The 19,338-nt window shown below is 61.7% G+C and carries 17 protein-coding genes; 9 read left to right on the forward strand and 8 right to left on the reverse strand.

The annotated features are described in order from the left end of the window. Nucleotide 1: 1 nt before the first annotated feature. The gene (locus HNQ72_RS17920; RefSeq protein WP_183993850.1) at nucleotides 2–1,315 is read right to left on the reverse strand and encodes a hydantoinase/carbamoylase family amidase; all 1,314 of its coding nucleotides are present in this window, start codon (nucleotides 1,313–1,315) and stop codon (nucleotides 2–4) included. Next, entirely contained in the window at nucleotides 1,312–1,971 is a 660-nt protein-coding gene (locus tag HNQ72_RS17925; RefSeq protein WP_183993852.1) for a GntR family transcriptional regulator, read from the reverse strand. Before HNQ72_RS17925 ends, HNQ72_RS17920 begins: the two co-directional genes overlap by 4 nt. Before the next feature lie 242 nt (nucleotides 1,972–2,213). On the opposite strand from HNQ72_RS17925, the gene HNQ72_RS17930 reads away from it, so the two are divergent. From HNQ72_RS17930 to HNQ72_RS17965, 8 genes are all read left to right on the forward strand, one after another. Then, nucleotides 2,214–3,383 carry a M24 family metallopeptidase gene (locus HNQ72_RS17930; protein ID WP_244654598.1) on the forward strand — a complete coding sequence of 390 codons (1,170 nt, stop codon included), beginning with the start codon at nucleotides 2,214–2,216 and terminating at the stop codon, nucleotides 3,381–3,383. A gap of 80 nt (nucleotides 3,384–3,463) precedes the next feature. Beyond that, the gene (locus tag HNQ72_RS17935; RefSeq protein WP_183993855.1) at nucleotides 3,464–5,014 is read left to right on the forward strand and encodes an ABC transporter substrate-binding protein; all 1,551 of its coding nucleotides are present in this window, start codon (nucleotides 3,464–3,466) and stop codon (nucleotides 5,012–5,014) included. A gap of 4 nt (nucleotides 5,015–5,018) precedes the next feature. After that, a complete protein-coding gene (locus HNQ72_RS17940; RefSeq protein ID WP_183993857.1) occupies nucleotides 5,019–5,969 on the forward strand; it encodes an ABC transporter permease in 951 nt (316 codons plus the stop codon). Then, the gene (locus tag HNQ72_RS17945; RefSeq protein WP_183993859.1) at nucleotides 5,962–6,783 is read left to right on the forward strand and encodes an ABC transporter permease; all 822 of its coding nucleotides are present in this window, start codon (nucleotides 5,962–5,964) and stop codon (nucleotides 6,781–6,783) included. The genes HNQ72_RS17940 and HNQ72_RS17945 overlap by 8 nt, the downstream gene beginning before the upstream one ends. Then, nucleotides 6,780–8,462 (forward strand): dipeptide ABC transporter ATP-binding protein, encoded by a 1,683-nt coding sequence (locus tag HNQ72_RS17950; protein ID WP_244654591.1) that lies wholly within the window; start codon nucleotides 6,780–6,782, stop codon nucleotides 8,460–8,462. Before HNQ72_RS17945 ends, HNQ72_RS17950 begins: the two co-directional genes overlap by 4 nt. Beyond that, nucleotides 8,459–9,673 (forward strand): M24 family metallopeptidase, encoded by a 1,215-nt coding sequence (locus HNQ72_RS17955; RefSeq protein ID WP_183993861.1) that lies wholly within the window; start codon nucleotides 8,459–8,461, stop codon nucleotides 9,671–9,673. The genes HNQ72_RS17950 and HNQ72_RS17955 overlap by 4 nt, the downstream gene beginning before the upstream one ends. 40 nt (nucleotides 9,674–9,713) lie before the next feature. Then, a complete protein-coding gene (locus HNQ72_RS17960) occupies nucleotides 9,714–10,499 on the forward strand; it encodes an SDR family oxidoreductase (RefSeq protein WP_183993863.1) in 786 nt (261 codons plus the stop codon). Between the two features lie 52 nt (nucleotides 10,500–10,551). Further along, nucleotides 10,552–11,478: a dihydrodipicolinate synthase family protein gene (locus HNQ72_RS17965; protein WP_183993865.1), complete on the forward strand. Its 927-nt coding sequence runs from the start codon at nucleotides 10,552–10,554 to the stop codon at nucleotides 11,476–11,478. Nucleotides 11,479–11,716: 238 nt separating this feature from the next. Here the strand turns inward: HNQ72_RS17965 and HNQ72_RS17970 are convergent, their stop codons facing one another. The 6 genes from HNQ72_RS17970 to HNQ72_RS17995 form a co-directional block, all read right to left on the reverse strand. Next, nucleotides 11,717–12,112, reverse strand: coding sequence for a RidA family protein (locus HNQ72_RS17970; RefSeq protein ID WP_112508375.1), 396 nt, complete (start codon nucleotides 12,110–12,112; stop codon nucleotides 11,717–11,719). A 40-nt stretch (nucleotides 12,113–12,152) separates the two neighbouring features. After that, nucleotides 12,153–13,955, reverse strand: coding sequence for an ABC transporter ATP-binding protein (locus HNQ72_RS17975; protein WP_183993867.1), 1,803 nt, complete (start codon nucleotides 13,953–13,955; stop codon nucleotides 12,153–12,155). Nucleotides 13,956–13,957: 2 nt separating this feature from the next. Continuing rightward, nucleotides 13,958–14,821 carry an ABC transporter permease gene (locus HNQ72_RS17980; RefSeq protein WP_183993869.1) on the reverse strand — a complete coding sequence of 288 codons (864 nt, stop codon included), beginning with the start codon at nucleotides 14,819–14,821 and terminating at the stop codon, nucleotides 13,958–13,960. Continuing rightward, the gene (locus tag HNQ72_RS17985) at nucleotides 14,818–15,759 is read right to left on the reverse strand and encodes an ABC transporter permease (protein ID WP_183994419.1); all 942 of its coding nucleotides are present in this window, start codon (nucleotides 15,757–15,759) and stop codon (nucleotides 14,818–14,820) included. The genes HNQ72_RS17980 and HNQ72_RS17985 overlap by 4 nt, the downstream gene beginning before the upstream one ends. A 77-nt stretch (nucleotides 15,760–15,836) precedes the next feature. Then, nucleotides 15,837–17,354, reverse strand: a complete 1,518-nt coding sequence (locus HNQ72_RS17990; protein ID WP_183993871.1) for an ABC transporter substrate-binding protein — start codon at nucleotides 17,352–17,354, stop codon at nucleotides 15,837–15,839. Nucleotides 17,355–17,419: 65 nt separating this feature from the next. Next, a complete protein-coding gene (locus HNQ72_RS17995) occupies nucleotides 17,420–18,901 on the reverse strand; it encodes a M81 family metallopeptidase (protein ID WP_183993873.1) in 1,482 nt (493 codons plus the stop codon). Between HNQ72_RS17995 and HNQ72_RS18000 the strand changes: the two genes are divergently transcribed. Beyond that, a complete protein-coding gene (locus HNQ72_RS18000; protein WP_183993875.1) occupies nucleotides 18,894–19,256 on the forward strand; it encodes a hypothetical protein in 363 nt (120 codons plus the stop codon). The genes HNQ72_RS17995 and HNQ72_RS18000 overlap by 8 nt on opposite strands. Nucleotides 19,257–19,338 lie beyond the last annotated feature (82 nt).

Consider the following 19,338-nt stretch of genomic DNA (forward strand, 5'->3'; position numbering starts at 1 on the left):
ATCAGGCTTTCAATGGCGGGTCGAGGCAGAGCGCGGATACGAGCCGTGCCGCCTCGGTAAAATCGGCAATTTCCATCTGCTCGTCCGGATTATGGCTGCCATTGGCATTGCGGATGAAGACCATGCCTGTCGGCACGCCGGCATCGGCAAACACCGCCGCATCATGACCCGCACCGCAGGCCATGGTTTGAGCCTCGATACCATGCTCCTTTGCCAGACCGGCGAGCGAGGCGACAATAGCGTCGTCCATCTTCGCCGCCTTGCTGTCGGTCAAACGGCCGAGTTCGAACCTGACCCGATGTTCCGCCTCGATGCGGGCAACCGCCTCAGTGACGACGGCCTGCATTTTGCCGAGCGTTTCCGGCTCCTGGCTGCGGATATCGAGCGCGAAGGAGAGCTTGCCGGCGATCTTGCTGAAAGCGGCTTCGGAGGCATCTGTCGAGAACTGGCCGAAGGTGACGACGAGATCGGCACCCTCGGCCTGCAGCCTGTCCCAGGCCTTGTCGAGTTCGACGACCAGAGCCGATGCTGCTCGTACGGCATCGCTGCGATATTCGCGCGGGGTCGCGCCCGAATGGGCATAGGTCCCGATACATCTGGCTTCGCGATAACGGAAAGAGCCGCGAATGCCGGTGACGATGCCGATCGGCAGCTTTTTCTCGATCAGGACAGGCCCCTGTTCGATATGCGGCTCGATGAACATCGCGATGTTTTTCGGGTCGAGCCAAGACTGGCCCGAGCGCAGGAATTCCGTATCGCCGCCGGCGGCATCGATGGCGGCACCGAGCGAGATCTGGTCGGAGGAGCGCTTGACCTGATCGAGTTCGCGTCCCGTCAACCGGCCGAGTGCGGCGCGGCTGCCGATATAGGAGGCGCCGAACCAGGTGCTTTCCTCGGCACGGATCGCCATGACGGTGATGTCGCGCGGCGGACGGATGCCGGCGCGGACATAACCGGAGATCACCGACAGGCCGAGCAACACGCCGGCCGCGCCATCGAAATTGCCGCCCATCGGCACGGAATCGAGATGCGAGCCGATGAATATGCCCGGACCTTCCTCGCGGCCCTTCATCGTCATGTAGAGATTGCAGCCGGGATCGGTCTTCACCTCGAGGCCGAGCTTGCGCGCCTCGCGGCGCACCATGTCATGGGCGATCTGTTCGCCGAGACCGTAGGAGGCGCGGGTAATGCCGCGATTGGTGCCGGTACGGCGCTTCAGCTCGTCGAACAACCGTTCGGCAAGCTGGATGTCGACCGGTGCGGCGTTGCTGAGCGCAGACGTTTCGACTTCAGCCTTTTCTGCCAGAACTGTCATGCGCGGGTCAGTCTCCCGATAATGCTGTCTTTTACGTGCGCGAGATGGTCACGCATCAATTGCGCGGCGTCGTCGCCCCGTCCTTCGCGCAGGGCCGAAACGATGGCGAGGTGCTCGCGGCAGGTGGCTTCGAAACGTTCCGGCATGCTTCTCAAGTCGAAGATCTGTGTCTGGCGGCGCAGTGTGCGGATGATATGGGCGAGTTGCGGATTGCCGGCGGCATCGCCGATGCCGCCATGCAGGCGGTCGTCGACATCACGCACCGAGCCGCGATCCGGCTTGCCTTCGCCATCTTCGGGATGACCGAGCAATGTCTTGAGATCGGCTTCCAATTCATTCAGCGCCGTTGCCGGCATGTGGCCTGCGGCAAGGCGTGCGGCTTCGGGTTCGAGCAGCAGGCGGACCTGCAGCGCGTCCATATAGTCCTCGATGCGCATCTGCTTCACCTGCAGACCGCGGCTTCCCTGACGGATCAGCAGGCCTTCGCCTTCGAGCATCAGAAGCGCATCGCGGATCGGGGTGCGCGACATATTGAGCGTTTCGGCCAGACGCCGTTCGGTCACCATCGCACCGGGCTGGGCGGCACCGGAAAGGATCAGGTTCAATATCTGCTCGTAGGCCTGCAGCGCCAGCCGCTTATCGGTTTCAATCAGCATAAATATCCAGTCCCTCCCTTTAAGGAGACGGCTTCAAATGACTGTCTGGTGCCACACGTTATGGCGGTTGTCACCAGCTGTTGCGCCCAAAGGCTGTCTATCCTCAGCGATCCCTTTTCCCATGCGGTTTTGGTGCGACGCAAATTTTGTATTCCGCTGGTTGACGAGTGGTATACCAAACCGTATCGTGAAGCAACATCGAGCTTTGACGATCTTGTCGAAAGGACGAACCTGTGAGTGCCATGCCGCAACCGAACCTCCCCTTTTCGAAAGCGGAGCATCTGCAGCGACAGGACCGGCTAAGGGCCGAACTTGCGGCGCGCGGCGTCGATGCCATGTTGGTCTTCGCGCAGGAAAGCATGTACTGGCTAACCGGCTACGACACCGGCGGCTTCGTTTATTACCAGTGCCTCGTGGTGCCGACGGACGGCCGTCAGCCGGTGCTTTTGACCCGTCGCCCGGATCTGGTGCAGGCAAAACAGACGAGCATTATCGAGGATATCCGCATCTGGTGGGATGCCGAGGATGCCAACCCGGCCGCCGATCTCAAGGTGATCCTTGAAGAGCTTGGCCTCGGGGGCAAAAAGATCGCCATCGAGCTGAATACCCACGGCCTGACGGGCTGGAACCTCTATCGTACGCAGCAGACGATCGGCAACTGGTGCGAGCTGGAAGACGACCGCCACCTGATCCGCTGGCTGCGTGTCTGCAAGTCGCCGGCCGAAATCGAATATACCCGCAAGGCGGCCCGTATCCTCGACACGTCGCTGAATGCCGTGATCGCCGCTGCCCGTCCGGGCATTCTCGACAGCGACCTCAAGGCGACATACCTGACGTCGATCCTCGGCCAGGGTGCCGACATGCCGCCGAATGCGCCGCTGTTCAATTCCGGGCCGCGCGCCGTTTATGGTCGCGGCGTTTCCGATCCGCGCCGGCTGGAAGAGCAGGACCAGATCCTCGTCGAATATCCGGTCGCCTATCGCCGTTACAATGTGAAGACGGAATGGACGATCCTGTTCGGCAAGGTCTCCGATGCGCATCGCAAGATGTACGATGTCGGCATGGAGACGCTGCGGAAAATGACCGAGATCGCACGTCCCGGCACGACGCTCGGCGAGATTTTCGACGTTTATGCCGATGGTCTCGATAAGGGCGGCTACAAGCGCGCGCGTTATGGCGCGACCGGGTATTCGGTGGGCTGCACCTTTGCGCCGACCAGCATGGACGTGCCGCCGATGATCTATTCCGGCAACCCGACCCAATGCCAGCCGGGAATGACGCTTTTCTACCATGTGATGAACGGCGATGCCGACACGGGGCTGGCGATGGGCGTTGGCCACACGCTGCTGGTGACCGAAGGCGCGCCGGAAGTGCTGACAGGATTGCCCGAGGAGCTGACCGTGATCAGCTGACGGGCCGAGGAATAAAGCCGGCAAAACCATAAAAACAATGCCGCCCGGCTTCAGTCAAAAACGAATTCAGAGGGAAAACGATGACAACTTTCATGATTACCCGCCGCGGCATGGTGATGGGCCTCGCTGCAACGGCGCTTCTGCCGGCTCTCGACATGACCGATGCGCTGGCAGCCGGCACGCCCAAGCAAGGCGGCACGCTGAAGATCAGCCACTCGACGCGTATCGCGACGCTGAACGTGCTGAACTGCTCCGGCCCCGCCGAATATCCGGTCGTCGACATGCTCTATTCGGGCCTGACCCGCATGGGTCCCGACAACAAGCCGATGGCGGATCTCGCCGAGCGTTGGGAAGGCAGCGAAGATGCGAAGACCTTCACCTTCTATCTGCGCCAGGGCATCGTCTTCCACGACGGCACGCCGTGCACGGCGGACGACGTTGTCGCCACCTTTCAGGCGATCCTCAACCCCGACATTCCGGCCGCTGCCCGTTCCGTCCTCAACATGATCGACAAGATCGAGGCCGTCGATCCGGTAACCGTCAAGTTCACGCTGAAGACGCCTTTCGCCGACCTGCCGATCTCGACAGCGCATGCCAATGCCCGTATCGTCTCCAAGGCCGCTCTTTCCGGCCCGCGGGAAAAGCTCGACACGACCGCGAACGGCACCGGCCCGTTCAAGCTCGAAACCTATGACAGCGCCCGCATGGTGCGCCTCGTCAAGAACGAGAACTATTTCATCAAGGGCAAGCCTTACCTCGACGGCATCGACATGATGCTCTTCCCGGATCTGGCCGCGGAAAGCGCAAACTTCCTGTCGGGCGCAGTCGATGTCATGCTGGTCGTGCAGCAGGCCGATTTCCAGCGCATCGCCGATGCGACCGGCATCACGGCGCAGCGCATTCCGTCGGGCCGTTTCGTCAACATCACCATGCGCCAGGACCAGAAGCCGTTCGACGACGTGCGCGTGCGCAAGGCGCTTGCCATGTCGGTCGACCGTTCGACGCTGGTCGATATCGTGCTCGAAGGCCTCGGCCGCCCAGCCTATGACAATCTCGTTTCGCCGGAATTCCCTTACGCGATCGAGACGCCGGAAATCGCCTACGATCCGGAAGGCGCTAAGAAGCTGCTCGCCGAGGCAGGTTACCCTGACGGCATCAAGATCAAGCTCGTAGCCTCCAACCGCCCGGCGATCCGCGCGCAAGTTGCAATCGCGCTGAAGCAGATGGCGCTGCCGGCCGGCTTCGACATCGAAGTCGAAACCATGCCGCACGACACCTATCTCGCCAATGTGTGGATGAAGGGTCAGTTCTACATGGGTTATTGGGGCATGCAGGCCACCGAGGACGCAACCTTCAACCTGCTCCTGACCTCCAACGCTTCCTACGAAGACACCGCCTGGAAGAACAAGGATTTCGACAAGCTGATTGCGGACGCCCGCGCCACGGTCGATCCGGCCAAGCGCAAGGAGCTCTATGCGAAAGCGCAGCAGCTGCAGCTGGACGAGACGCCTTATATCGTGCCGATCTTCGAAGACATCCTGACCGCCAGCGGCAAGGGTGCGGAGGATTGGACGATTGCGCCTCTCTCCCGTTACTACTACGCCGAAAACGTCTGGCTGAATAAGGCCTGATCGCATGAGCTGGGGCTATTTCATCCGCCGCTTGCTGGCCGTTTTTCTGGTGCTGGCGATCGTAACCTTCGCCGTGTTCGCCATCACGACGATGCTGCCGGGCAATGCGGCGATCATGATCCTGGGGGAATATGCCACCCCGGATGCGGTCGCCGCGCTCGAAAAGCAGCTGCATCTGGATCAGCCCTGGTACGCTCAATACCTGAGCTGGGTCGCCGGTATTCTTCACGGCGACTTCGGCACCTCGTTGCGCCTCTCCTTGCCGGTGACCCAGGTCGTCGGCGAGGCTTTTGTCAACTCCGCAATGCTCGGGGCGACGGCGCTGGTTGCCGTTACCATTACCGCCATCCCGCTCGGCGCTCTGGCTGCGTTGAAGCGCGGCACGGGCATGGATCTTGGTCTAGGCCTGTTCAGTTATCTCGGCACGGCGCTGCCGGAATTCGTCACCGCGACGCTGCTGCTCGTCTTCTTCGCAGCACCGCAGCACGGGCTTTTTCCCGCCGGCGGTTTCGTTGCGCCCTGGGAGGATCTTGGTGGTTTCGGCGCACATGTCGTGCTGCCGGCGGCGACACTCGGCCTCGTGCTGATGGCGCATATTTCCCGGCAGGTGCGCTCGGAAATGTCGGAAGTGTTGTCGTCCGACTATATCCGCGCAGCACGGCTGAAGGGCCTGACCGAACGGCGTGTGATCCGCCGTCATGCGCTGCCGAATTCGCTGGCGCCGGCGATTGCCGTCATCTCGCTCGATATCGGCTATCTGCTCGGCGGCATCATCGTGGTGGAGGAAATCTTCGCCTGGCCGGGTCTCGGCCGCCTGCTGATCTATGCGCTTGAAAACCGCGACCTGCCCGTCATTCAGGCCGTGACCCTGCTTCTCGCAGCCGTCTATGCCCTGTCCAACCTTCTGTCGGACATCGTCATTGCCCTGCTCGACCCGAGGGTACGTTATGCGTAATTTCTTCTCATCCCCCACCGCCATCATGGGCACGGCCCTGCTTTCGATCGTGCTTTTCGCCGCGATCTTCGGTCCGATGATCGCGCCCTATGACCCGCAGGCCTTCGATCCGCTGAACCGCCTGCAGGGGCCGTCGCTGACGCATCTTTTCGGCACTGACCAGTTCGGCCGCGACCTCTTGTCCCGCATCTTGACCGGTGCGCCCTCGACCGTTGCCTTCGGTGTCGGGGCAACCCTGCTCGGCGTCGGTATCGGCTCGATCATCGGCGTTGTCGCCGGGGTATCGGGCGGCTGGGTCGACAGTACGATCATGCGTATTCTCGACGGACTTCTGGCCGTGCCGGACCTGCTGTTCACGCTTTTGATCGTCACCATTCTCGGCGGCGGCATGGAACATGCGATGCTGGCCGTCTCGATCGCGTTTGCGCCGGGCATGGCGCGTATTGCCCGCAGTGCGGTTCTCTCCGTCCGTACCCGCGACTATGTGCGGGCCGCCGTCGCCCGCGGTGAATCCGGCGTCTATATCGTTACCTGCGAAGTGCTGCCGAATGCCTTGAGCCCGATCGTGGTCGAAGCGACGATCCGCGTTTCCTTCGCCATCATGATCGGCGCGACGCTCGGTTTCCTCGGTCTCGGCGCCCAGCCGCCGAGCACGGAATGGGGGCTGATGGTGGCGGAAGCCCGCCAGTTCATGTTCCGCAATCCCTGGTGCGTGGCGATCCCCGGCATTTCGATCGCCATTGCGGCGCTCGGTTTCAACCTTTTCGGCGACGCGTTGCGTGACGCCCTCGACCCCAAGAGGAGCCACGGATGACCTTGCAGACCATGAGCCAAGACGTGATTGCCACTGCCGAAAAGCCGGCGCTTTCGATCATCGACTATTCGCTTTCCTACAAGACCGCCAACGGGCTGATTTCGGCGCTGAAAAATATCGACCTGACGATCCCCAAGGGCAAGACGGTCGGCCTTGTCGGCGAGAGCGGCTCGGGAAAATCGTCGATGGCGTGGTCGGTGATGCGTTACCTGCCGCCGAACGCGGTGGAAACCGGCGGCGCCATTCGGCTGGCCGGCGAGGAGCTGCTGGACCAAACGCCTTTCCAGATGGCCGATATCCGCGGCAGGCGCATGTCGATGGTGTTTCAGGATCCGTCGACCTCGCTCAACCCGACCATTCGCCTGGGCGAACAGATCGCCGAAGTCTTGATGCGCCATCGCGGCCTGACCAAAGCCCAAGCCTGGGCGGAGGCAGAAGTGGCACTTGCCCGCACCGGCATCACCAGGCCGAAGGAAATGCTGCAGCGGTTTCCGCATGAGGCGTCGGGTGGCGAAAAACAGCGTGTGGTCATCGCCACCGCCTTTGCCTGCGAGCCGGAACTGATCATTTTCGACGAGCCGACCACGGCGCTCGATATTCTGACCGCACGGCAGATCCTCGACCTGTTCAACCAGCTGCGCGACGAGACGAATGTTTCAGCGCTTTATATCTCGCACGATCTCGGGCTGGTTTCCCGCGTGGTGGACGAGGTCTCGGTTCTGCACAAGGGCGTCATCGTCGAGCGCGGGCTTGTCGGCGAGGTGTTCGCCAAACCTTCCGCTCCCTATACGAAACAGTTGATCGGCGCGGTGCCGAACCCAGATCGCTGGATCGGCGTCGATGCACCGACCGATCCGAAAACGTTGATAAAACTCGACGGGATCGGCGTGCATTACGGTGCACCATCGAAGATCCAGAAGATGTTCTGGCCGGAAGATGCCGAAAAGGTCGGTTTCTGGGGCGCGAAGGATGTCAATTTCGAGGTCCGCAAGGGCGAGCTGCTGGGTGTTGTCGGCGAAAGCGGATCGGGCAAATCGACCATCGCCAAGGTTCTTGTCGGCCTGCAGGATTTTCAGGGCAATCTCGAAATCGAGGGAAAAACGATCGGCAGCCGCAAGGCGATCGATCGGGCCTATCGACGCCGGGTACAGATCGTCTTCCAGCATCCGGATGCCTCGCTCAACCCGCGCCAGAAAATCGGCCGGATCATCGCCCGGCCGCTGAAGCTGTACGGTGTTGTCCCGCGTGAAAAGATCAAGGCGCGGATCGCCGAGCTGCTGGAAATGGTGCGCCTGCCGGCGGAATATGCCGATCGTTATCCGCACCAGCTTTCCGGCGGCGAAAAGCAGCGCGTGGCGATTGCCCGCGCCTTTGCGGCCGAACCGGAACTGGTGATCTGCGACGAGGTGACGGCGGCGCTCGACGTGTCGGTTCAGGCCGCAGTGGCCGAACTGCTGGTCAAGCTGCAGAAGGATACCGGCGCTGCCTGTGTGTTCATCACCCACGACCTCAACCTGATCCGGCAGCTGGCGCATCGCATCGCCGTCATGCATCACGGCAAGCTGGTCGATTTCTTCGACAGGCCGGATGCGCGATCGCAAGACCGCGATCCCTATACCAAGGCGCTGCTCGATGCGGTGCCGGTTCATACGCCCGTGGAGGCTTTTGAAATCGCATGAGCATGTATGTCCCCCAGGAATTTTCCGGCTCGACGCGCGGTGGCCGTCAGGTTCTTTTGAAGTTCGCCCAGCCGGAGTTCGAAACGCGGCTTGCGGCGACACGTCGACGGATGCGGGAGCGTGGTCTCGATGCGCTGATCGTGTTTTCGCAGGAAAGCCACTACTGGCTGACGAGTTACGACACGGCCGGTTACGTGTTTTTCCAGGCGGGTCTGGTGCTTGCCGACGATGGCAGCGACACCGTGCTTCTGACCCGCACGCCGGATCTGCGACAGGCGAATGTCGCTTCGCTTTATGACGATGTGCGGGTCTGGCTGAATGCCGAGGATGCGAACCCGGCAGAAGACCTGCGCGCCATCATGGCCGAGAAGGGGCTTGCCGGCAAAAAGGTCGGCGTCGAATATGCGACCTATGGCCTGACCGGTGCCAACGCCCGGATGGTCGATACGGCGCTCGATGGATTTTGCGTCACCGAGGATGCATCCGACATCATCCGCACCGGACGACTGGTGAAATCTGCGGCCGAGCTGGAACATGTGCGCATGGCGGGCAAGCTTGCGGATGCGGCCGTGCGCGCGGCGATCGATGCGACGAAGCCGGGCATTCCCGATACCGTGCTTTCGGGTGCGGCACTCACGTCCATGCTGTCCGGTGGCGGTGATATCCCGTCCGGCGGGCCGCTCGTCAATTCGGGGCCGCGCGCGCTTTACGGCCGCGGCATCGGCGGACCGCGCCTGATCGAGGAACAGGACCAGATCCTGGTCGAACTCGCCGGCTCGCATTGCCGTTATCATGTCGTGGTCGAGCATACGCTGGTGACCGGCAAGCCGGACCCGCGTCAGTTCGACATGCTGAAAGTGGCGAAGGAAGCGCTCGACGGGATCAAGGATGCGGCAAGGGCAGGGGTGGCACTCGGCACGCTCGACGATATCCATCGCCGCGTGCTGGACGATGCGGGTTTTGCCAAGGCGCGTTATGCGGCCTGCGGTTATGCGCTGGGCTGCACCTTCAAGCCGACCTGGATGGATGTGCCGCCGATGATCTATTCCGGCAATCCGCTGATCATGACACCTGGCATGGTGTTCTTCGTCCATATCATGATCCCCGACGCGACGACGGGGCTGGTTGCCGGTGTCGGCCAGACCTTTGCGATCACCGATGGCGCGCCTGAAGTGTTCAGCGACCTTCCGGTGGAACTCTACTGCTGCTGAGCGCGGCACTGACAATCACGACATAAAAGAGCAGGCATTCATGGATCTTCAACTGAGTGGAAAGACGGCGCTGGTGTTCGGCGCGGGCGGTGGTCTCGGCGGTGCGATCGCACGGTCGCTGGCGGCGGAAAAGGCCAATGTCGTGGTTGCCGATATCGATCTGGCAGCAGCAGAAAAGACGGCACAGGCGATCGAGGCTCAAGGGCACAAGGCTTTCGCGCTGCAGTGGGATATCGGCGATCTTTCGGTGATCGGAGAGCGTCTGGCGCTGATCGCTTCGACCTTCGGGCCGGTGGATGTGCTGGTCAACAATACAGGCGGCCCGCCGCCGACGCCGGCTGCAGGTCAGGCGCCGGAAATCTGGTCGAAATATTTCGACAGTATGGTGCGTTCGGTGATCGCGGTAACCGACGCAATCCTGCCGTCGATGCGCGAGCGCGGTTTCGGCCGCATCATCACCTCGACCTCTTCGGGTGTGGTTGCGCCGATTGCCAATCTCGGCATTTCCAACAGCCTCCGGCTGGCGCTGGTCGGCTGGTCGAAGACGCTGGCGCGGGAAGTGGGCCGCGACGGGATTACCGCCAATGTCGTGCTGCCTGGCCGCATCGCCACGGGCCGCATCGTGTTTCTCGACGAGCAGAAGGCCAAGCGCGAGGATCGTCCAGTGGCGGATGTGACCAAGGAAAGCACCGGCTCCATTCCGGTCGGGCGTTATGGCGATCCGCAGGAATATGGCGACGCCGTCACCTTCCTGGCGAGCCCGCGTGCATCCTACATCACCGGCTCGGTGATCCGCATCGACGGTGGCCTTCTCGCCAACATCTGATTAGAAATTGGGATCAAGACCTGCGGTTCCAGCGGGCATATGGGAGAAAGACATGACATTCAGCACGCAGTCCAAGGGCGTCTACGCGATCGCCGCCACGCCGTTTCATGACGACGGCGCGATCGACTTCAATTCGGTCGATCGCCTGACGGACTTTTACGAAGAAAGCGGCTGCACCGGCATCACCATTCTCGGTATCATGGGCGAGGCGCCCAAGCTGGAAGCGGATGAAAGCCGGGCGATCATCAAGCGCGTCGTCGAACGCGCGAAAATTCCGGTCATCGTCGGTGTTTCGGCGCCGGGCTTTGCCGCGATGCGGTCGCTTGCTCGCAGCTCGATGGACATGGGTGCCGCCGGCGTAATGATCGCGCCGGGACAGGGCGCCAAGACCGACGAGCAGACGATCAACTATTTCGCCGGTGCCGTGGAAGCGGTCGGCGAAGACGTGCCGTGGGTGCTGCAGGATTATCCGCTGACGCTCAACACGGTGATCGCCACCAGCGTGGTCGCCAAGATCATCACCAACCATCCGTCCTGCCTGATGCTGAAGCATGAGGACTGGCCGGGTTTGGAAAAGATCTCCAAGCTTCGTGCCATGCAGAAGTCGGGAGAATTGCGCGAGTTCTCCATCCTCTGCGGCAATGGCGGCATGTTCCTCGATTTCGAACCGGAACGCGGCGCAGACGGCGCGATGACCGGTTACGGTTTCCCCGACATGTTGAGCGAACTGGTGTCGTTGTTTGAAGCGGGAAAACGCGACGAGGCGCATGACCTGTTCGATGCGCATCTGCCGCTGATCCGCTACGAGCAGCAGCTCGGCGTCGGGCTTGCAGTGCGCAAGCACATCCTGAAGCGCCGCGGCGTGATTACGTCGGATGCCCAGCGCAAGCCGGGCCAGATGCTGACGGCAACGGCAAGGGCCGAGGTGGATTACCTCTTGGCGCGCGTGGCAAAGCACGACAAGCGGGCGGCGTTGTAAGGTCACGCAGGGAGAACGCTTCTCCCTCGGTTGTCATCCTCGGGCTTGACCCGAGGATCCAGGCACGAGCGGGTAATGATTGTACCCGCTTGATTGCTTTTTCCCAAAAAGAGCACGCGGAACGGTGCTTGCGTATGGATCCTCGGGTCAAGCCCGAGGATGACGGCAGTGAGGGTGGTTTTTACCAGAGAATACCGGCGGACTTCCGAAGCGGAATGCCCTCCGCCGGTATTTCCAATCAATCCAGCGGCTTATACGCAATCACGTCCATCTCGACCTTGACGTCGACCATCATCGGGGATTCGACGGTGGAGCGTGCCGGCGGGTGATCGATGAAGTGTTTCTGGAAAACGGCGTTGAAGCTGGAGAAATCGCGGGCGTCGTCGAGCCAGACATTGACCTTGACGACATGTTCGAGCGTGCAATCGGCCAGCGCCAGAACCGACTTGATGTTCTCGATCACCTGTTCGGTCTGGGCGACGATATTGCCGACGATGACTTCGCCGTCGACGGTCGGAACCTGGCCCGAAACATAGACGAAATCACCGGCGCGGACGGCCTTGGCGAAGGGACGGCGCTGGCCGCCGGCCTGGGCGTCGGCGACATCGTAGCGGATGAGTTTCTTGCTGCTCATGAATTCGTCTTTCTATTCCAGTAGGGGAGTGCAGGGCGGCTTATGCCACGTCCTGCACGAAATGGCCCGGCGAAACTTCGCGGTAGCTGCGTTTCGGGGCGACGTAGTCGAAGGGCCGCACGGGGCTCTTGATCTCTTCCGTCAGGGGCGGCGGTGTCTGGCCGCGGCGCGACGGATCGGGGATCGGCACGGCCGAGATCAGGCGCTGCGTATAGGCATGCTGCGGATTGTCGAAGATCGCGGCGCGCGGGCCGATCTCGACGATCTCGCCCAAAAACATCACCGCGACGCGGTGGCTCATCCGTTCGACCACCGCCATGTCATGGCTGATGAAGAGATAAGCGAGGCCGCGCTTTTCCTGCAGGTCGAGCAGCAGGTTGGAGACCTGCGCCTTGACCGACACGTCGAGCGCCGAGACGGCTTCGTCGGCAACGATGAATTTCGGGTTAAGCGCCAGCGCGCGGGCGATCGAGATACGCTGGCGCTGGCCGCCGGAGAACTCGTGCGGATGGCGATCGGCCATGGCGGCGGAAAGGCCGACCTGTTCCAAGAGTTCGGCGACGCGGGCCTTGGCATCCTTTCGGCCCATCAGGCCATGGGCGAGGATAGGTTCGGCAATCGCGGAGCCGACGGTGATGCGCGGGTTGAGCGAGGCAAACGGATCCTGAAAAATCATCTGCGAGGTGCGACGCATGGTGCGAAGCTCGCGCGTGCCGGCCTTGGTCACGTCCTGACCGTCGATGACGATCGAACCGGCGGACGGATTTAGCAGGCGGATGATGGCGCGGCCGGTCGTGGACTTGCCGCAGCCGGATTCACCCACCAGCGACAGCGTTTCGCCGGGGCGAAGGTCGAAGGAGACGTCTTCGACAGCGTGGACGCGGCCGTTCGGCAGGTCGAAACGGACGGCGAGATTGTCGACCTTGAGGATCGGAGCGACGGTCGAGGCGACCGGGTTCATTTCGCGGCCATCGGTGGCGGTGCCGGTCGAAGCATCGACTTCCGGAAAACGCTTCGGGGCGACGGCTGAACCCATCGTGCCGAGGCGCGGGATCGAGGCAAGCAGGGACTTGGTATAGGTTGCGGTCGGGGCCGCAAAAATTTCGTCGGTCTTGCCGGTCTCGACCATGTCGCCGCGGAACATAACCACGGTGCGGTCGGCGATTTCGGCAACGACGCCCATGTCATGGGTGATGAACAGCACGCCCATGTTTTCCTCCCGCTGCAATTCACGCAGCAGGTGGAGGATTTCGGCCTGGATGGTGACGTCGAGCGCGGTGGTCGGTTCGTCGGCGATCAGCAGTTTCGGACGACAGGCAAGCGCCATGGCGATCATCACGCGCTGGCGCATGCCGCCGGAGAATTTGTGCGGATATTCGTGAAGGCGTGCCTTGGCGGCGGGGATGCGAACCCGTTCCATCAGCCGCACAGTTTCGACTTCGGCCTGGCTCCACGACAGGCCGCGATGCAGCACGAGCGCTTCGGCGATCTGGTTACCGATGGTGAAGACCGGGTTGAGCGAGGTCATCGGCTCCTGGAAGATCATGCCGATCGAGCCGCCGCGGACTTTCCGCATCTCGGCTTCGCTGGCCTTCAGGAGATCCGTGCCGTCGAGCAGGATGCGGCCTTCGGTGCGCGAGCGGCCGGCGGGCAGAAGCCGCATGGTCGAAAGTGCCGTGACGCTCTTGCCGGAGCCGCTCTCACCGACGATGGCGACGGTTTCACCGGCATCGACATGCAGGCTGATATTGCGGATGACGGCTTTCCAGCCTTCCGGCGTCTTGAACGAGGTCGTCAGGTTCTCGACCGAGAGCACCGGCGTTTTTTTGGTAGTGTCGGTCATGATCAGCTTTCCTTGGCGAGACGCGGATCGACGAGATCGCGCAGGCCGTCGCCCAGCAATTGCAGGGAGAGAACCGAGAAGACGATGGCGAGGCCCGGAAATACCATCAGCCACGGAGCGTTGTTCATGTATTCGCGCCCGGATGCCAGCATCGTGCCCCAAGTCGGCATGTCAGTGGAAACGCCGACGCCGAGGAAGGAGAGGCTTGCTTCGGCCAGCATCGCCGAGGCGAAAACGAAGGTTGCCTGCACGAGAATGGGGGAGGCGAGGTTGAGCAGCACGTGGCGGGCAAGGATTTGCCAGGTCGGCAAGCCCATGGCGACGGCCGCTTCGATATAGGGCAGTTCGCGCAGGACCAGCGTCGAGCCGCGGACGATACGGGCGAGACGCGGTGCATAGGTGATGCCGAGCGCCAGGATGACCGTCGTCAGCGACGGGCCGAGAGCAGCGACCAGCGCGATGGCGAGCAGGATGTCCGGGAAGGACATCATCGCATCGAGCAGGCGCGAGATCGGCGCGTCGAGGCGGCGGAAAAAGCCTGCAGCAACGCCAAGGATGACACCGAGCACGGTGGAGATGACGACGACGCCGAGGCTGACCAGCAGCGAGATGCGGCCGGCAAAAATGGCGCGGGAGAAGATATCGCGGCCGAATTCGTCGGTGCCGAAGAAGTTCGTCATCGACGGCGGCTTCAGCTTGTTGATGATCGACAGCTTGTTCGGCGCATAGGGCGCGATCCAGGGGGCGAGGATCGCGGCCAGAATGACGATGCCTAAAATGATGGCACCGAAAAGCATGGCGCGATTGCCGAACAGGCGGCGCAAGCCGGACGCGAAGGGCATGGAGACGGAGGCCATCGTGGTCATAGGCGCACCCGCGGATCAACGAGAATGTAAAGCATGTCGACAATGAAGTTGATGAGGACATAGATGGCGGCAACGACGAGCAGCGCGCCCTGAATGACCGGATAGTCACGGCGCAACACCGCCGAGACGACGAGATTGCCGACGCCGGGCAAGCCGAAGACGGTTTCGGTGACGACGGCACCGGCGACCAGCATGGCGATGGAGAGGCCGATAACGGTGATGATCGGGATCATCGCGTTCTTCAATGCATGCTTGAGAATGACGCGGCCCTCACCGGCGCCCTTGGCGCGGGCGGTGCGGACGTAATCATCGCCCAGAACATCGAGCATGGCGGCGCGGGTGAAGCGGGTGATCAGCGCCGAGTTGACGACGCCCAGCGCCACGGCCGGCAGCACGAGATGGTGCAGGCGCTCGAGGAACGGCGTTTCGGGCCCCCCGTAACCGGAAGCCGGGAACCAGCCCTGGCCGACGGCAAACACCTGGATCAGGATCAGGCCGAGCCAAAAACTCGGGACGCTGGCGGCGACCATGGTGAGCGTCACGACGATCTGGTCGAAGATCGTGCCGCGCTTGACCGCCGACAGGATGCCGACCGGAAGCGCGATCGCGACCGCGATCAGGATCGAGAACAGGGTAAGGAAGAAGGTCGGCTCGGCACGGGCGGCAAGCGCCGTCGTGACCGGCTGGTTGAGGAAGATCGACTGGCCGAGATCGCCCTGCAAAATGCCCAGAACGAACTGGCCATATTGCAGAAGGAGCGGCGCATCGAGCCCCATTTTCTCGCGCAATTGCGCGATGTCTGCCGGGGTCGCATCCGACCCCAGCATGACAGCGGCAGGATCGCCGGGCGTGACGCGGACGATGATGAAGACCACCGTCACGACAAGGGCGAGCACGATTGCCATGCCTCCCAGCCGTTTCAGCAGCGCCTGTGCGATCCTTGCCATAGTCTAGTCCTTGGTTTCTAGGCAGTTCCGGCAAAACCGGTTCTCGGATTTGCCGGAATTGCTTGCACTTACTTCTTCGGGGCAACGTTCCAGAAATGCGGCCAGTATGTCGGCTCGTAACCGGAAACACCGTTGGCAACGCCGGAAACGGCATTGAAGTTGCCGACCTTGTAGAGCGGTGCATCATCATAGATGACCGTCTGGATGCCGTCCCATGCCGCCTTCTTGGCATCGTCGGTCGTGGCGTCCATGTAGGTCGCAACCGCCTTGGCCTTCTGCTCGGACACGTACCAGCCCGGATAGCTGTCGGTGATCGTGTTGATCGTCGTCGGGTCACCCGGGAAGTTGGAATGGGTGATGAAGATGTCCCATGCCTTGCTATCCGCGCGGCGGGTGGTCAGCGTTGCCCAGTCGACCACCTGCAGATCGACCTTGAAGCCGGCGGCTTCGAGATAGGCCTTGGCGACTTCGCCGATCTTGTAGTGGAATTCGTACTGGCGGCTGGTCAGAAGGCGGATCGGGGTGCCGTCATAACCGCCTGCCTTCAGGAGCTTGGCAGCTTCTTCCGGGTTGCCATCGCCATAACGGGCGACACCTTCCTCGGTGTGCCAGAAGGAGCCTTCCGGGAAGATCGAGGCATCGACGCTGAAGAAGCGCTCGTCGGAGAAGGCGGCCATCATCATGTCATTCGGGTTGAGCGCTGCCTGAACCGCCTGACGCAGTTCCTTCTTGGCGAGCACGCCTTCCTTCATGTTCATGTTCATCGAAGCCCAGCCGGCATCGCGGAAGATGACGGGCTTGGCATTGCCGCTCTTTTCAACACGCTCGAAGGCGCTGACCGGAAGCGAATCCGCATAGTCGAACTGGCCGGAAATCAGGCCTTCGACGCGGGTATTGGCATCGGGAACCGGAACGAAACGGATTTCCTTGGCGATCGCCTCGCGCTTGCCGGCATAGTTGCTCGGCTCACCTTCAGGCGACTTGTAGCCGTCGAAACGGACGAGCTGGGTATACTGGTCGGGCTTGCGCTCCTTCAAGGCATAAGGGCCGGTGCCGACGAATTCGGTCAGCGTATCGGCAACCTTTTCCGACGGCAGGATGACGGAGGCCTGCGAGAGCGTGGCGAGCAGCGGCGCGTAACGCGACTTTAGCTTGAAGACGACGGCGTGATCGCCATCTTCCGTCAGGCTTTCGACGATACCGGCGACCTGCTTGCCCTTGGAGTTGACCGCCATCCAGCGCTTCAGCGAGGCGGTGACGTCCTTGGCATCGAAATCGCTGCCGTCGTGGAACTTCACGCCTTCGCGCAGCGGAATGCGGTAGGTGAGGCCGTCTTCGGAAATCGTCGGCATGCCGGCGGCCAGCAGCGGTACGGACTTCCACTGGGCATCATAGGTGTAGAGCGTTTCGAAAATGTGCTGGTCGATGGTCAGCACGATATCGGTCGCGGTCTGCATGACGTCGAGCGTCGGCGGCTCGCCGATCGTGGCAACGGTCAATACGCCGTCGCTGGCCTGCGCCATAGCAAGGCTGCTGGTGCCGGCCAAGGCCGCCAGCGTCATCAGAACAAGTGCACTCTTTTTCATGGTCATCCCCTTGTCGTGTTCGGTTCGTTCAGGTTTTCGGCTGGCTTTCCTGTCCGGCCGGGATTTCAGGCATCCAGTCCCAGCGGATCGGCGACGCGCGGCCAGAGTTTCAGGCTCGCCTTGCGATAGGGCGTCGTTGCCGGGTTGGTCGGATAGGAAGTCGGCGCGGCGATATAGACGATCTCGGAAGAGACCGGCTGGAAGCCCGCGTAGAAATGGTTGGTCGACTTGATCAGCATGAAGGATTTCGAGGCGAAATCGATGCCCTGATTGGCAAAGATATCCGGCTCGTAGGTCTGGGTCCGGCTGGTGATCAGCACGATATCGATATTGGTGCCGACGGGCCTAATGACCGCAGCGCTGCCGAGCGTGACGCGCGAATTGCGAAAGCTCTGCCAGCCGGCATCGAAGACCTTTTGCACGGTGACGCGCAGATCCAGCGGATCACCACCTTCAGGGCTCGACTTGCCGCCGACGCGCAAAGAAAGTTCGGCGCCTTCGCCGGCCGCATGGCAGAAGGTAACGGCGATCGGATCCCAGATCGTGGCGACGGCGAAATCGTCCATGCCGCGTTCCATCATCCGGCGCAGGATGTATGTCGCGTCGCCGGCTACGCCGCCGCCGGGATTGTCCCAGACATCGGCGATGGTGACCGGCTTTTCAGGATGCGCGGCGCGGATGGCGATAGCCTTGTCGAGACCTTCCTCGGTATCGAACATCGGCATCGCGGTGGTCTTGCGCAGGCTATAGAGTTCGCGACCGAGCTTTTCCGCCAGCGCGTCGCCCTTTTGTTTGTCATTGTCGGTGACGACGACGATGCGGGTGCCCATGTCGGGCAGGTCGCCGGCCATGAAACCGTGGATGACGGAGGCGGACAGGATGCCATCCTTGCCTTCCATCGCCTGCATGCGGTCGACAAAGGAACGCATCGGTTCGCGGCTGGTCGGGAAAATGGTAATCATCCGGCAGTCGAAGGTGGAGATGACCGGCTTGATCTTTCCACGCAACGCCTGGAGCGCCAGTTCGACGACATGTTCGCCGCGCTGTTCGAAATCCGTATGGGGGAATTCGAGGAAGGCGGCCATGATGTTGAGGTTGGCGACGCGCAGGGCGGTCAGATGGCTGTGCGGATCGAATTCGGCGGCGATCAGCACTTCCGGGCCGACGATTTCGCGGACGCGGGAGAGAAGATCACCCTCAGGATCGTCATACCCCTGGGCTGCCATCGCGCCGTGCAGGCCGAGAACCACGCCATCGACCGGCAGGGCGGCTTTCAATTCGGCCAAAATCTGGTCGCGCAGCGTCTCATAGGTCCGGCGCTGGATGAGGCCGGCAGGCTCCGCCCAGCAGGACGTGCCTTCGATGACGGTAAAACCTTCTTCCCTGCCGCGGCGGCGCAGGATCGGCACGACGGAGGAACACAAGGTCGGCGTATCGGGATGTTCGCCCGGCCCGGCATAAAACGCCGCCTTGAAGGCGTTCATATCCGTCGGCACGGGAGAAAAAGTGTTCGTCTCTGTCGCCAGCGAGGCGGTGAAGATGCGCATGTCTCTGTTATCCGAATACACTTCGACCTTGGAGCCGACGCTGCCGTGGCTCGAATGCCGTTGCCATGTTGTGTTGAAGTCTGCCGGAGCCGCCTGTCTGACTGTCGCTCAGGGACAGTTGCGGCGCTCTCGGATTATCCTGTTTCCCATTTTCCTCAGTTCGCCCGCTCACCGTTTCGGTGTAATTTATTTTCTTCATAATGCGCCAAATCAAAGCCAAGTCAATGGATTTTCAGATTTGGCACTATTTTGTGTAATTTATTTTCTTAAACGTGAAATTCGTGGAAAATTTTCATGTCGGCTGGAGGCGCCGGATTTTTCCTCACACTCCGCTGCAACCACAATCCATTTTTGAATCAATGCTTTCGATTGCCATGAGCAGCGGGCATTGGCGGCCGGGAGAAAATCAGCCATGAAAAAGGGCGCCCTCGATAGGC

It is taken from the genome of Aliirhizobium wenxiniae (genome assembly GCF_014201355.1).
Taxonomy (GTDB): Bacteria; Pseudomonadota; Alphaproteobacteria; order Rhizobiales; family Rhizobiaceae; genus Neorhizobium; species Neorhizobium wenxiniae.